At 44.3% G+C, this 14,644-nt stretch carries 15 protein-coding genes; 5 read left to right on the forward strand and 10 right to left on the reverse strand.

The window, feature by feature from the left end; translation table 11 throughout:
* Window positions 1–38: 38 nt before the first annotated feature.
* Genes creD through E2R65_RS05255 form a run of 3 tightly spaced genes read right to left on the reverse strand, consistent with a single transcriptional unit; the run spans window position 39 to window position 2,388 of the window.
* Window positions 39–1,394, reverse strand: coding sequence for a cell envelope integrity protein CreD (creD, locus tag E2R65_RS05245; RefSeq protein ID WP_134335450.1), 1,356 nt, complete (start codon window positions 1,392–1,394; stop codon window positions 39–41).
* A 53-nt stretch (window positions 1,395–1,447) separates the two neighbouring features.
* Window positions 1,448–1,753 (reverse strand): winged helix-turn-helix domain-containing protein, encoded by a 306-nt coding sequence (locus E2R65_RS05250; RefSeq protein ID WP_229704710.1) that lies wholly within the window; start codon window positions 1,751–1,753, stop codon window positions 1,448–1,450.
* Window positions 1,750–2,388 (reverse strand): hypothetical protein, encoded by a 639-nt coding sequence (locus tag E2R65_RS05255; RefSeq protein ID WP_134335451.1) that lies wholly within the window; start codon window positions 2,386–2,388, stop codon window positions 1,750–1,752. Before E2R65_RS05255 ends, E2R65_RS05250 begins: the two co-directional genes overlap by 4 nt.
* 83 nt (window positions 2,389–2,471) lie before the next feature.
* Between E2R65_RS05255 and E2R65_RS05260 the strand changes: the two genes are divergently transcribed.
* Window positions 2,472–3,131 (forward strand): DUF4844 domain-containing protein, encoded by a 660-nt coding sequence (locus E2R65_RS05260; protein ID WP_134335452.1) that lies wholly within the window; start codon window positions 2,472–2,474, stop codon window positions 3,129–3,131.
* 17 nt (window positions 3,132–3,148) lie between these two features.
* On the opposite strand, the gene E2R65_RS05265 is transcribed toward E2R65_RS05260, so the two are convergent.
* From E2R65_RS05265 to kbl, 6 genes are read right to left on the reverse strand one after another with little or no spacing between them, the layout of a single operon-like run.
* The gene (locus tag E2R65_RS05265; RefSeq protein ID WP_134335453.1) at window positions 3,149–3,730 is read right to left on the reverse strand and encodes a TetR/AcrR family transcriptional regulator; all 582 of its coding nucleotides are present in this window, start codon (window positions 3,728–3,730) and stop codon (window positions 3,149–3,151) included.
* Window positions 3,731–3,733: 3 nt separating this feature from the next.
* The gene (locus E2R65_RS05270; RefSeq protein ID WP_134335454.1) at window positions 3,734–4,147 is read right to left on the reverse strand and encodes a Rieske (2Fe-2S) protein; all 414 of its coding nucleotides are present in this window, start codon (window positions 4,145–4,147) and stop codon (window positions 3,734–3,736) included.
* Window position 4,148: 1 nt separating this feature from the next.
* Window positions 4,149–5,183 (reverse strand): phenylalanine--tRNA ligase subunit alpha, encoded by a 1,035-nt coding sequence (gene pheS, locus E2R65_RS05275; RefSeq protein ID WP_183500345.1) that lies wholly within the window; start codon window positions 5,181–5,183, stop codon window positions 4,149–4,151.
* Window positions 5,183–5,608: a PIN domain-containing protein gene (locus E2R65_RS05280; protein ID WP_134335456.1), complete on the reverse strand. Its 426-nt coding sequence runs from the start codon at window positions 5,606–5,608 to the stop codon at window positions 5,183–5,185. Before E2R65_RS05280 ends, pheS begins: the two co-directional genes overlap by 1 nt.
* Window positions 5,589–5,858 (reverse strand): DUF6364 family protein, encoded by a 270-nt coding sequence (locus tag E2R65_RS05285; protein WP_134335457.1) that lies wholly within the window; start codon window positions 5,856–5,858, stop codon window positions 5,589–5,591. The genes E2R65_RS05280 and E2R65_RS05285 overlap by 20 nt, the downstream gene beginning before the upstream one ends.
* 44 nt (window positions 5,859–5,902) lie before the next feature.
* A complete protein-coding gene (gene kbl, locus E2R65_RS05290; protein WP_134335458.1) occupies window positions 5,903–7,093 on the reverse strand; it encodes a glycine C-acetyltransferase in 1,191 nt (396 codons plus the stop codon).
* Window positions 7,094–7,220: 127 nt separating this feature from the next.
* On the opposite strand from kbl, the gene E2R65_RS05295 reads away from it, so the two are divergent.
* Window positions 7,221–9,701 carry a DUF5686 family protein gene (locus tag E2R65_RS05295; protein ID WP_158285218.1) on the forward strand — a complete coding sequence of 827 codons (2,481 nt, stop codon included), beginning with the start codon at window positions 7,221–7,223 and terminating at the stop codon, window positions 9,699–9,701.
* A 147-nt stretch (window positions 9,702–9,848) separates the two neighbouring features.
* Window positions 9,849–10,820: an oxygen-dependent tRNA uridine(34) hydroxylase TrhO gene (gene trhO / locus E2R65_RS05300; protein ID WP_134335460.1), complete on the forward strand. Its 972-nt coding sequence runs from the start codon at window positions 9,849–9,851 to the stop codon at window positions 10,818–10,820.
* A gap of 99 nt (window positions 10,821–10,919) precedes the next feature.
* Here trhO and pgi read toward each other — a convergent pair whose 3' ends face one another.
* Window positions 10,920–12,566 carry a glucose-6-phosphate isomerase gene (gene pgi / locus E2R65_RS05305; protein WP_134335461.1) on the reverse strand — a complete coding sequence of 549 codons (1,647 nt, stop codon included), beginning with the start codon at window positions 12,564–12,566 and terminating at the stop codon, window positions 10,920–10,922.
* Between the two features lie 262 nt (window positions 12,567–12,828).
* Between pgi and E2R65_RS05310 the strand changes: the two genes are divergently transcribed.
* Window positions 12,829–13,266: a hypothetical protein gene (locus E2R65_RS05310; protein WP_134335462.1), complete on the forward strand. Its 438-nt coding sequence runs from the start codon at window positions 12,829–12,831 to the stop codon at window positions 13,264–13,266.
* Window positions 13,267–13,357: 91 nt separating this feature from the next.
* Window positions 13,358–14,450, forward strand: a protein-coding gene (prfB, locus tag E2R65_RS05315) for a peptide chain release factor 2 (RefSeq protein WP_183500343.1) whose coding sequence is annotated in 2 segments (ribosomal slippage) — window positions 13,358–13,417 and window positions 13,419–14,450 — 1,092 coding nt in all. Because the reading frame shifts where the segments join, the coding sequence is not laid out codon by codon here.
* Window positions 14,451–14,644: the final 194 nt, after the last annotated feature.

A 14,644-nucleotide genomic window follows, 5' to 3' on the forward strand; every position in this document is an offset into this window, starting at 1 on the left:
GAAAATTCTTTAATTCGTTTAATTCGGGTTCAGATTATTTATTGTTTGTCCCAATTTATTTTGCGCGAGAAATACATCAGCAGGGCAATGATGACAAACAGGGCTATACTGCCTATCAGCAGGGCCAGGTCTTCTAACTGGATGATCACGAAAATGAATGTGTAAATGATAGAAAGGATCAATGCAAATAAGCCTGCAGCACCTTTGTTTTTAAGCAGCGATGCAATGAATACCGATACCAGCCCCACCGTAAATACAGATGCAATAAGGTAGGCGTAGTTGTAGCCCACCTGTTCTGAAAAGGATAGCAACAAGGTGTAATAGATGATCATGGCGGCCCCTATCAGCACATAGTTAAAGGCATGGATGCGTTGCTTGCGGATAAGCTCGGTAAGGAACAGCGATACAAACGTTAACAAGATAATGAGGATGGCATATTTACTGGTGCGGGTTATCTTTTGGTACTGGTCTACCGGCAGGCGCAGCTTTACCCCAAAGGAGGCGTTGGCTTCTTTCTTTTCGTCGGTAAGTAAATTGTTATCGTTAACCCATTGCTGCGGGTAAGGCCTGTTGTAATACAAAACGCGCCAGTTGGCCTTAAAGCCGCCGCTATCTACCTGGCGGGTATCCGGCAGGTAGCGCCCATCGAAACTCGGGGTACCCCATTTGCCGCTAACCTCCACATCTGTAGTTTTGCCCAGGTGTAAAAAGTGCAGGTCCTGGCTGCCTTTCAAATCCAGCGTGTAATCAAAGGTAAAGGCGCCTTCTTTGGTACCGGTTAAATTAATATCTGCCTTTAAACCGTTATTAAATACATCTTTACTATTAAAAGAGGGGGCGGCAGCTACCTGCATGCCGGCTGCGTTAATGACCGGGTTGTTTTTTAACCCCTTTAAATCGCTGATGCTAAACTCCAGCCGGGCTTTATCCAACATCAGCTGATCGGGTGTTAAGGATGCACCTGCGGCATCGGTTTTGGCAAAGTTGCCCGCTATGTGGATGCTGGAATTATAAACCACCGTTTCGAACATCCCGCGGTGCAGTACCTCGGGTATTACATTGGCTTTTATCTTTAAGTTTTCGGGCAAAATGTACAGGTTCTCTACCACTTCTTTAAAGCTTTCTTTCTTATCGACATCAACCGACTTAATGATTTTGCGGTATGGGATGATAAGCACCGGCCCCTTTACCATCTGGCTGCCCGACCACTGCCCGGCTACTTCATTAACGATCTGGTCCTGCCGGCCCGAGCGTTCGCGGATCAGATCGCCGATGAGCACCGAGGGGATCATCAATACCAATATCAGTATGCCAATAAAAATCAGTTTTACGGTGATCGATTCCTTGAACCAATCCATAATGCCTTTAAGCGGGTTTTGTTGTTCTTGTATCATTTGATTAATTGAAAGTACTTTGAATTGCAAAGTGAATAGGTAAAAAAATATAGCTATAACGTTTTTTGATTTTTAATGATCTGCTCCAGCGCATCCAGGTGTTGTTTAAACGCCTGTTTACCTTTGGCCGTGGCTTCGTAATTGGTGTTGGGTTTGCGCCCTAAAAAAGATTTGTGTACCATAATATATTCCTCTTTTTCCAATGCCTTCAGGTGCGACGCCAGGTTACCGTCTGATGCATCCAGCAGTTCTTTTAATGAATTAAAATCGTAGCGTTCGTTCACTACCAGTACGCTCATGATCTGTAAACGCAGCCGGTTCTCAAACGCCTTATCAAGTTTTTCGAATGGAATCTTCACCGGTCGTATTTTAAGTACATAATGCTGCCGTAAACAATGTGCAGCACGCCAAAACCAAAGGCCCAAATCAGCAGGCCGCAGCCAGGCAACAAAGCGGCCAGCAAACCTAATGTTATTTCTATTATACCTAAGTATTTAACATCGTTATAAGTAACGTTACTCGCGTTCACTAAAGCCAGTCCGTAAAATATCAATGTGGTTGATGCTACTACACTAAAGTATCCTCTAAATATTAAAACGAGTACCAGTATAGCCCCCGTTACTAAAGGCACGGCCAGGTTAAACAATAGCTGCCTGCTTGCCCGGCCCCAAACACTTTGCCCTTTTTGTTTTGCCTTGCGCCGGGTTAGCACCACACCTGTAATTATTGATGCAATAAAAACAATGATACCGGTTAGCGCCAACTTTTGTAAGTTAGTGTGCAATGGCCCTTCAACAGCATCATTGTAGGTATTGTAATCCAGCTGGTCAAAGTGGTCAGATCCGAATGTTAACCACCATGCAACAGCTGCACCTATCAAAGCGTAAACCCCGGCAAGCACCCCACTAAGGCCACTCAGCGAGATAAATTTTGAAGAGCGCTCCATCAAACTGCGGATGGAGGTTAGCTCGTCTTGTATTTGGTTTTCTTTCACTTAAAAGTACTTTGTTATTCAAAGTAACTTATTAAAAGTGGGAGTTGCAAATAAAAACTTATAAAGTTTATATATTTAAACCGATGACGGCCAATATCGACAAAGTAAATGCCCTTACAGCTTTTATCCAAGCAGACAAATTTGGTCTAAGGGAATGGGGAAATAGAGGATTAAACCCAAGCGATAATGAAATGTGCAAATTCTTACAGGATACATTTAATGATATTGCTGAAGAATTAAAATCGACAATCTTAGCCGATAAAAAAAGTAGTTCTTTAAAACCAATTCTCAAAGCCGGCCTGAGATTATTTCCAAATAGTGCTTATGATACCGAAGAAAAGGAATTCATCTGTGATACATTTAATACTCTTGCAAAAATAATAGACGTTGATTTCGCTTCAACTCTTAATAAGTGGCTGTATGGTTCTCTACTTTCTGCGTTACTTAAAATAGGGAAGATCTTAAATCCAGAGAAAATCATTTATACGCTACAACAACCCTGTAATAAATGCGGAATAGAATTAGAAACACATGTCAACAAAATCGAACAGGGGATTCCAGATACAAACTGGTTTATTGTAAAATGCAATAATTGCAAAGCATTAAACCTTTTAACGCTTGAACCCGATATTAAAGGGATGAAATTTGGAAACTATGAATTGGTGGAAAATCTGTTTAAACAAGATTACACTTATGAGCAGGCACAAATACGGCTCGAACAAATTACGACGTATAGGAAATAGCTTTTATTAACCTAACTCTACACCAAAATCGCCGCCTTAACCAAATAAGGCAGTATCTCTTTCTGGAAAGACACAAAGTTTTTGCGCACATCGCTGTCGCTTACGGATGTAAAGGCGAAGCTGAACACGATGCTTTTGCTGCATTTGATCAAAAAACGTACACGCTGGTGATAACCCTCGTGTTTACGGATGCCGGGTAACTGCACGAATGATTGTACCAGCAATTCCTCCAGCTCGTTAGACAGATTCTTTAAAAAATCTTGTGAGTTGGTGCTTTCGCGGATAAAATCCCAGCCGATAAACTCGTTACACACGGTGTAGGATAGGCGACAGGTTTTCATGATCAGGTTACTCAGGTGCGCTTCCTCATCCATATCCGGCGTATTGGTATTGATCAGTTCATCAACACTCACCTTAATATAGTCCATCAGTAAAACATGCAAAACGGCTTCTTTGCTATCAAAATACTTGTAGATGGTAGCTTTGGCAATTTTAGCCCGCTTGGCTATTTCGTTTACACTGGTTTTATGGTAACCGAATTTGCGGAACAGATCTTGCGCTGCCCGCTTAATACTATCTTTAATTTTATCGGCTTCCATTCATTAGTTTGAAACAAATATCTCAAATTGCGTGGTATTTACAACATACTGCCTCAGATATTTGGTTGCCGGGGCTTTAACCGGGCTGCCGTCTGACAAGGAAAATTTAGAACCGCTGCAGGGGTCGGTTGCGGTAAAGCCCGTATCGTCAACCGTAATGGCGCATAATTTTTCGGGCATGTAGCTGCTGCAACGGTCGTAAGCGGTGTAGGTGCCATCCACCTGGCGGTAAATAATAACGCCTGCCACGCCTGCCCCGGCAATATAAACGTACCCGCCGGCAGCATTTAATGCCGTGTAGCGCGGGTCTGTTTTTATAATACTGATGTTTACCGGTACACTTGGCACCACACTCCCGGTTTTGGCACAACCTAAAAATAGGATGCCTGTTAAGATCAGTACCAGCGCTTGCTTCATTTTAAATAATATCTGTAGTGAACTGTTTTAAGAAACGTACATCGTTCTCAGAGAATAAACGCAGATCCCTTATCACATATTTTAAGTTGGTGATGCGTTCTATACCCATACCGAATGCAAACCCGGTATATTTTTTACTGTCGATACCGCAATTCTCTAAAACATTAGGGTCAACCATGCCGCAGCCCAGTATCTCTACCCAGCCGCTGTATTTACACATATTACAGCCCGATCCTTTACAAATGGTACAAGATATATCCATCTCTGCAGATGGCTCGGTGAAAGGGAAGTATGATGGGCGGAAACGCACTTTGGTACCCTCGCCATAAAGTTCCTGCACAAAATGATAAAGCGTTTGTTTCAAATCAGAGAAGGATACATTCTCATCCACATATAAACCCTCTACCTGGTGGAAAAAACAATGCGCACGGGCAGAGATCGCTTCGTTACGGTAAACACGGCCCGGCATAATCGCGCGGAACGGCGGTTTGCCGTTCTCCATCATCCGTACCTGTACCGATGAGGTGTGGGTACGCAAAGCAATATCATCCGTACCATCGCCTTTGCGGATAAAAAAGGTATCCTGCATATCGCGGGCGGGGTGTTCCTGCGGGAAGTTCAGGGCCGAAAAGTTATGCCAGTCGTCCTCTATCTCGGGGCCTTCTGCTACCACAAACCCCAGGCGTTTAAATATATCGATGATCTCGTTACGTACCAGCGATAGCGGGTGGCGCGAGCCTACCTCAAAGCCATCGCCGGGTAAAGTCAAGTCGATATCTGATTCTTTAACCTGCGGGCCCGAACCTAAGCTTTCTTTGATCTCGTTGTATCTGCCTTCGGCGAATTGCTTAAACTGGTTAAGCACTTTACCAAAGGTGCGTTTCTCTTCGGGGCCTACGGTTTTAAATTCCTCAAAAAGGTCTTTAATTAAACCCTTGGTGCCTAAAAATTTTATCCGGAAAACTTCCAGTTCATCAGCCTTGGCAGCTGTAAATGCTTTGATCTCTTCGGTATATTGATCTATTTTAGATTGCATTATAGTGTTCTTAAAAATTGTTCGGCAGTAAATACCGGTATTGTAGCTTGTTTATAGTCTTTTATATTACGGGTAATAATGGCATCGGCACCTGCACTTTTTGCAGCATAATATTGTACGGCATCTTCAAAATCAGAAAAATCAGATCCTGCAGCTTGTTTAATTAAGGCTGCATCTTCTTTAATAATATTCAATCTTTCTGTAAGTACTAAAATTGCTTGCCTGGCTAAGGCTTCATTAAAAGCCCTTTTTGTAGCATAATGAATATTTAGCAGGCTATGTACCGATGCACACAGCGTGTAAGCATTATTATCAGCAAGTTTTACAACTTCGGCACTGTAATTAAAATGTGGCTGCCGAATCAATATTGTATCTAATAAAATATCCGAGTCAATAAACAGAACCTTATAAGCCATACTTTTCATCTAAATGCTTATGATATTCTATTTTGTGATCAAAGTCGGAAGTTGGCTCTTTCGCAATTATCAGCTGCTGCATCCAGTCAGGAAATTGATTTACAGGCTTGATATTAATCTCCTTTTTTTTCTTCTTGCTTCTTTCTGTAATAAGTATCTTAAATAATTTTGATACACTTATATTACTCTCTGATGCAATGGTTTTAGCTAACTGGATAGTGTCCTTATCTGCGCTCAATGTTAATTTAGATACCGACATAATTTAACTATTTATACGTACAAATATAAAAAATATATACGTAACTATTTAATCACCTCTAAAGCCTTGCCTACTTTGGTAAACGCGGCAATTGCTTTATCTAAATGTTCGGTATCGTGAGCGGCCGAGATCTGTACGCGGATGCGTGCCTTACCTTGCGGTACAACGGGGTAATAAAAACCGATCACATAGATACCCTCTTCCAGCATTTTGGCGGCAAACTCCTGGGCCAGCTTGGCATCGTACAGCATCACCGGTACAATAGGGTGTACGCCTGGTTTAATATCAAATCCCGCAGCAGTCATCTTTTCGCGGAAGTATTGCGTATTGCTTTCCAGCTTATCGCGCAGGTTGGTGGTTTCGCTCAACATGTCCAGTACGGCAATAGAGGCACCTGTAATAGCCGGGGCCAGGGTGTTACTGAACAGATAGGGGCGCGAGCGCTGGCGCAGCATGTCAATGATTTCCTTACGTCCGGAGGTGAACCCGCCCGATGCACCGCCCAAAGCCTTGCCCAATGTACCGGTAATGATATCTATTTTACCCATTACATTATGATGCTCATGCGTGCCGCGGCCTGTTTTGCCCATAAAGCCGCTGCAATGGCTTTCGTCTATCATTACCAAAGCATTGTATTGCTCGGCAAGCGCGCAAATTTTGTCTAATTGTGCAATGGTGCCGTCCATGCTAAAGGCGCCATCGGTTACGATGATCCGGTGGCGCAGATCCTGTGTAGCTTTCAGCTGCTCTTCCAGGTCGGCCATGTCATCGTGCTTGTAGCGTTTGCGCTGGGCTTTGCAAAGGCGCACCCCGTCAATAATAGAGGCATGGTTCAGTTCATCAGATATGATCGCATCCTGATCGTTAAACAAAGGCTCAAAAACGCCCCCGTTCGCATCAAAAGCGGCTGCGTAAAGTATGGTATCTTCGGTGCCTAAAAATTCGGATATTTTTTGCTCCAGCTGTTTATGAATATCCTGCGTACCGCAAATAAAACGCACGGAAGACAGGCCGTAACCATGGGTATCCATGGCATTTTTGGCTGCTTGTATCACCTGCGCGTTACCGGATAGGCCCAGGTAGTTATTGGCGCAAAAGTTTATCACTTCTTTGCCACCCTGTACGGTAATATCTGCGCCCTGCGCCGACGTAATGATCCGCTCTTTTTTATACAGGCCGGCGCTTTCAATATCGGCAAGTTCCTGTTGTAATACAGGCTGCAATGTTTTATACATAAATGTGTGTATTAAACCTCAAAATTAAACAATAACAACTAATTGAAAGGTTATACCAAACAATTAATATAAATTACATATAGTTACAAACATTTTGTGCCTAACTGCTATTAACCGTAAAATGCTTATGAGAAGATACTTACCCTTTATTATATTTATACTTACCTGTTTTAGCGCATCGGCGCAGCAATATCTTTTATCGGGGCGTATAACGGGCCAGAAAAACGAGCCGGTATCTTTTACATCGGTGTACATCCGCAACTCCACCTACGGCACCACGGCTAACGAAGAGGGCCGCTATCAGCTTAAGTTAAACCCCGGCACCTACAATATCACGTATCGTTTTACAGGCTACCGCGAGCAAACAGAAAGCATCACCATTACCGACCATAACGAGGTGCATGATATGCAGCTGGCAGATGAGGTTTTTAAGTTTAGCCAGGTATCTGAAAAATGGAAAGAAAACCTCGACCCGGGCGATACCATTATGCGTATGGTGATCAGCAGGCGCCAGGCACACATGAAAGAGGTGCAGGGGTATTCTTGCGCGGTGTATATTAAGGGGGTGCAAAAGCTGCTGAGTTCGCCAAAGGCGTTAACAAGTAAAGCGGTGATCGCTGCACTCGACCTCGACTCGAACGGCCGGGGGATCCTCTATCAATCGGAAATGCTGTCCACCCTTAATTTTGAAAGGCCCAATAAAATACGCGAGGTTACCATAGCCGCCAAACAGGCCGGGGTAAACACCGCCTTTGATTATACCAAGGCATCAGACCTGCAGGTGAACTTTTATAACGATGTTTTTAAAATAAACGGCCTGAGCAGCCGAGGCTATATTTCGCCGGTGGCATCAAACGCTTTCGACCATTATAACTACAAATTAATTGGCAGCACCATCCAGAACGGCCGCACGGTTGATAAGATTGAGGTGATACCCAAACGCGAGAACGGGCAGTATTTTGTGGGCAACATGTATATAGTGGAGGGCGACTGGCGCATTTACAGCGCCGACCTGATGCTGACCAACAAGCGCAGCAGCCTTAACCTGGTTGATACCCTGAAGATAAGCCAGCAATACATCCCCATAACAGATAGTGTTTGGATGCCCGCTGCCGTGCAGCTTAACTTTAAAGGATCGGTGCTGGGCTTTAAGTTTGGCGGCTATTACGAGGGGATCTATAATAATTACAAGCTTAACCCAAGCTTCCCGAAAGGGTTTTTTAACGGCGAGATACTAAGGATAGATACGGCAGCCAACATTAAAACCGCAAACTACTGGAATACCAACCGCCCGCTGCCCTTAACCCGCCCGGAAGCCCGCGACTATCAAAAAAAAGACAGTATTGCGGCCTACAAAAAAACAGATGCCTATTTAGATTCTATCCAGCATACTAAAAACAACATTAACTACTTTACCTATACCATATTTGGGTACAGCGCCAGCAACCGTGCCGAAACAGATTCGCTTTATATTTTCCCGTTCCTGCAAACGTTTTACTATAACACGGTTGAGGGTTTTGGGATAAATGCCAAGGTAAAGTACAGCCATAAGATAGATGATCTGCATTCTTACGCTATTACGCCTGCTGTACGGTATGGCTTTGCCAATAAACTGTTTAGCGCCAATGTGCTTGCCGAGTATTTTAATAACCCGTTTCGTAACAGTAAATTTTATGTGAATTTTGGCAGCGATGTGCTCGATCTGAATAATGTGGGCACCCGGTCGTTATATTTTAACACGCTGAGTACCCTGCTGTACGAGAATAACTATGTAAAGTACTACCGCTCGCAGTTTGGCGGCTTTGGGTATCAGCGCGAGTTATCTAACGGTATTTTATGGATGGCGGGGTTAAGCTACTCCAGCCGAACCCAGATGTACAATAATGCATTTGGCCATTTGTTCGATTCAAAGAACAGAAACTACACCTCTAACAACCCGCTGGCCCCGGCAAATGCCCCCGCAGATGATCGCTCTTTCCTGTTTCCGCAGCACCAGGCGTTAACATTTAATACTTCGGTAGCCTTTACGTTCGATCAGCAGTATATTACCCGGCCAACAGGTAAATTTAACCTGCCGTCAAAATATCCAACCTTAACCGTTAACTACCGCAAGGGCATCAAAAGCGCTTTCGGGTCAGATGTAGATTATGATTTTGCATCGGTAGATATCTCGCAATCAAACATGAGCATCGGGCTCTCCGGTTTTTCATCCTTTAAATTAACCGGCGGCGACTTCTTCCGGAACAATAAGCTGTATTATATGGATTATTACCATTATTTAGGTAACCAGGGCGTAACGTTCGATCCTACGTACATCGGTAGCTTCCATTTTTTGCCGTTTTATACCTACAGCACCAACGGCGCTTTTTTCGAGGCGCATTACCAGCACAACTTTGCCGGGTCTATCTTAAACAAGGTGCCATTCATCCGCAAGCTTAAGCTGGAAGAAGTAATTGGCGCCAATTATTTAACCACCAGGGGCAACCCTAATTATAAGGAGTTTTATGTAGGCGTACAGCGCCTTATCTTCCGTGTAGATTACGGTATATCCTACGCCGGCAGTAAAAAATATATCCAGGGGTTCCGCATCTTTTACGGGATCAGGTAGAGAGATAAGAGATTGGAGTTTAGAGATTAGTTAAGATGCATTTTATCATCGCAAACAACTAATCTCTAACCCTCTAATTAACTATTCACTCCAATTTATTATCTTTGCACCTCATTTAACACCGTTTGCAGCGGTATCAATGGCATTATGGCAATATACAATACACTACTATACTATTGTTATTCAACAATAGCCGATGGCGAACAATTTGCGGCCGATCATTTAAAATTCTGTAAATCGCTGGGGTTAACCGGGCGTATCATTGTGGCCGATGAAGGCCTTAACGGTACGGTGTCGGGTTCGGCAGCATCCTGTAAAACCTATATGGATACCCTGCACGCCGACGAGCGTTTTGCGGGTATTGATTTTAAGGTGGATGAGGTGGATGAACCTTCGTTCGTAAAAATGCATTGCCGCTATAAATCAGAGATCGTGCACTCCGGCCTGCGCGATCCCCAGATGATCGATCCCCAAAAACAAACCGGGAAGCACCTGGAGCCAAAAGAGTTTTTAGCCATGAAAGACCGCGATGATGTGGTGGTATTGGATGTACGCTCTAACTACGAGCATTCATTAGGCAAGTTTAAAAACGCTGTTACGCTGGATATCGAGAACTTTAGGGATTTCCCGGCGATGATCAACGAACTGGCCAAGTACAAGGATAAAAAGATATTAACCTACTGCACCGGCGGTATTAAATGCGAAAAAGCATCGGCCCTGTTGCTGCACGAGGGTTTTAGCGATGTTTACCAGCTGCATGGCGGCATTATTAAATACGGTAAAGAAACCGGCGGCGAAGATTTTGAAGGCAAATGCTATGTGTTTGATAACCGCCTTTCGGTTGATGTGAACAGCGTTAACCCGGTAGTAATATCTACCTGCCGCAACTGCGGTAAAACTACGCCTAAGATGATCAATTGCGCCAACCCGGAATGCAACGAGCATTTTACCCAATGTGATGAATGCGGTACCGCGATGGAAGGCTGCTGCAGCGATGCCTGTAAGCAGCATCCGCGTAAGCGTGTGTATGATGGCACCGGTTATTATGTAAAAGTGCCGCAGCCGGTAAACACGGCTAAAAAAGGCGCCGTACAGTTAGCCGCCGAACAGGATGTCTGAGGCTTAATTAGGGGCGGTACATGGATATAAAAAAAGCATTTGCCGGCGCGTGGCAAATGCTTTTTTGTTATACGGGCTTTTACAAAACCCGGCTACGGTTTACCGCCAGGCTTTGTATTGATTGATCAAACCGTTGGTTGACGAATCGTGGCTGCTTATTTCTTCGTTGCCTTTTAATTCGGGCAGGATCTTACCGGCAAGTTGTTTGCCCAGTTCCACACCCCATTGGTCAAAGCTGTAGATGTTCCAGATGATGCCTTGTACAAATATCTTGTGCTCGTACATCGCGATCAGGGCGCCCAAAGTATGCGGGGTTATTTTTTTAACCAGTATAGAGTTGGTAGGGCGGTTGCCTTCAAACACCTTAAATGGTGCTATTTTGCTTATCTCTTCGTCGCTTTTACCGGCTTTTTTCAGTTCATCAATTACCACCTCTTCGGTTTTGCCGTTCATCAGGGCCTCGGTTTGGGCGAAGAAGTTGGATAAAAGCATGTTGTGATGCTCGCCCAGCGGGTTATGCGATTGTGCCGGTGCTATAAAATCACAAGGGATCAGTTTAGTGCCCTGGTGTATCAATTGGTAAAAAGCATGCTGGCCGTTGGTGCCTGGTTCGCCCCAAATAACCGGGCCGGTTTGGTAATCTACATGCTTGCCGTTGCGGTCTACATGTTTACCGTTGCTTTCCATATCCCCCTGCTGAAAGTAGGCTGCGAAGCGGTGCATGTATTGGTCGTAAGGCAATATAGCCTGGGTTTCTGCCTCAAAAAAGTTATTATGCCAGATGCCTACCAGCGCTAAAATAGCGGGCAGGTTTTGCTCAAGCGGGGTATCTTTAAAGTGATTGTCCATGGCATGGGCGCCTTCCAGCAGCTCCACAAAGTTATCAAAGCCAATGCTTAAGGAAATAGACAGGCCTATGGCGCTCCATAACGAATAGCGGCCGCCAACCCAATCCCAAAACTCAAACATGTTTTTGGTATCGATGCCGAATTTTGCCACCCCCTCGGTATTGGTAGACAGGGCTGCAAAGTGTTTGGCCACATCCTCGTCCTTACCACCATTTTTAATGAACCAGTCGCGCGCGCTGTGGGCATTACCCATGGTTTCTTGCGTGGTGAAGGTTTTAGATGCGATGAGGAACAGGGTGGTTTCCGGGTTAACCTCTTTTAGGGTCTCTACAATATGGGTTCCATCCACGTTAGATACAAAGTGCAGGTTAAGGTGGTTTTTGTAGGCTTTTAAAGCTTCGGTAACCATTACCGGCCCAAGATCTGACCCGCCGATGCCGATATTTACCACATCGGTAATGGCTTTGCCGGTATAGCCTTTCCAGCCCCCGCTGATGATAGCTTCGCTAAAATCCTTCATCTGGTTCAGCACCCGGTTCACATCGGGCATTACATCTTTACCATCAACCATTACCGGGGTATTGCTGCGGTTGCGCAAGGCAACATGCAGCACCGGGCGGCCTTCGGTAACGTTGATCTTTTCGCCCGTAAACATGGCTTCAATTGCCTTGTTTACACCACACTCGCGGGCCAACTGTACTAATAAGGCAATGGTTTCATCATCTACCCGGTTTTTAGAATAATCCAGCAGGATGTCTTCAAACTGAAGCGAGAATTTTTCAAAACGCTGACTATCAGTTTCAAATAATTCTTTCAGGCTTTTGGCAACCATATCAATGTAATGGTCGGTTAGGTATTTAAACGACTGGGTGGAGGTAAAATCGGTATTTGGCAGCATAGTTGTGATGTTTTTTGTAAAAGTAACAAGTTAAAACTGAGCCCGATAGTAAAAATCAAAAAAGGACAGTTTGGTGTTATTTTTACACTAATCAACAGGCCATACATAGTGTTTGTTTTACACTAATTAGATTGTCATTTCAATAACAAATGTTTGATAATTTTTTTAAAGTGAAAATAAATATTTGATATATTTGTGGGGTTGGTAACAAAACCAATTATTTTTCATCATTTTCTTAATTGTTTTTTTAATTGCATTTACCATGTTCGAAAAACTTTTTTTGCTCGTAAAAAATAACGCTGAAGCAGCGGTTATTAACAACCCGGTAGTTCCTCAAAAATATCATGAGGCAGTGATGAATGATGCTTCCAGCTCGATCATCGAGGTTTTAAAAAGCCAGATGGAAAGCGGTAAGTTAAAAGATCTGGTGAAATACTTTCAGTTTTCGGCCATTTATGAAAACCCGCTGATCAATAGCGCGGTAAATAAATTTGCCAACAAGCTTAACAACTTTTACAATATAAGCACTGCCGAGGCCATGAAAATTGCCGACGGATTGATACCGCCGGTAATGCACCAGATAATGGAGCAATCTAAAGGCGAGCAGAATAAGGAGTTTGCACTGAGTGCCATCCTGTCAAAAATTAGCGGTAATGTAACCGATATGGGCTTGCTGCTTACCCAGATGCGGATAGCTTAGTTTTAGTGATTGGTTATTAGGGAATGGTAATTAGTTAAAAGTTATAACTACTTACCATTCACCCTTACTGCAATTTTATATATTTGCCGCCATGACAAAAGAAAACATGCAGGATTTAAGGGATAGAACAACTTCCCTGAGGAGGCATCTTTGACATCGATACCAAACTCGATGCCATGCACAAGGAACAGGATATTACCTTAGGCCCAAACTTTTGGGATCATCCTAAAGATGCCGAGAAAGTTCTGGCATCCATCAAAACCAAAAAAATATGGACCGACGCTTTTCAAAAAGTAGTATCGGTAGTTGATGACACCAGCGTATTGTTTGAATTTTACCAGAGTGGCGATGCCACCGAGGCCGAAATGAACGAGCAGTATGAGCAGGCCGTTGCCGCGGTAGAAGAGCTGGAATTTAAAAACATGCTGAGTGCCGAAGAAGACCAGTTTAACGCCGTGCTGCAAATTACCGCCGGCGCCGGCGGTACCGAAAGCTGCGACTGGGCAGGTATGCTGATGCGCATGTACATTATGTGGGGCGAGAAGAACGGCTACAAAGTTACCGAGCAGGATTACCAGCCCGGCGATGTGGCCGGTGTAAAAACCGTTACCCTGCAGTTAGAGGGCGATTTTGCCTACGGCTATTTAAAGGGCGAAAATGGTGTGCACCGGTTGGTGCGTGTATCGCCATTTGATGCTAATGCCAAGCGCCATACCTCGTTTGCATCGGTTTATGTTTATCCCCTTGTTGATGATACCATTGAGATTGAGGTAAAAGATGCCGATATTGAGTTTGAAACCTTCCGCGCGGGTGGTGCAGGCGGGCAAAACGTAAACAAGGTAGAAACTGCTGTGCGTTTATACCACAAACCATCGGGCATTATCATCAAAAATCAGGAATCGCGCTCGCAGTTGCAAAACAAGGAGAATGCTATCCGCTTGCTAAAATCGCAGTTGTATGAAAACGAAATGCGCAAACGTGCCGAGGCATCCAGCGCGGTAGAGGGCAACAAGAAAAAGATAGAGTGGGGGTCGCAGATCCGTAACTATGTTTTACACCCATACAAGCTGGTGAAAGATTTACGCACAGATCATGAAACATCCAATGCCGCCGCCGTTTTAGACGGCGACCTGAATGAGTTCCTGAAATCGTACCTGATGGAATTTGGCGGGCCAAAAAGTTAAAAAATAATAAAACATTCCCTCCCCACGGGAGGGGTGCGGTTGGTTGTGCAGTGGCAGGGAGGGGTTTAGAAAATTAGTTTAACCACTTCATTAGCCCCTTTCTGCACCTTACCAAGGGAAGGAATCGCTCGGTCCCTTGCTTTGGTCTAACCAATAAAAAAACGATGCTGCACCACACAGCGTCGTTTTTTATT

The sequence above is a fragment of the Mucilaginibacter phyllosphaerae genome, from assembly GCF_004378255.1.
GTDB classification, from domain to species: domain Bacteria; phylum Bacteroidota; class Bacteroidia; order Sphingobacteriales; family Sphingobacteriaceae; genus Mucilaginibacter; species Mucilaginibacter phyllosphaerae.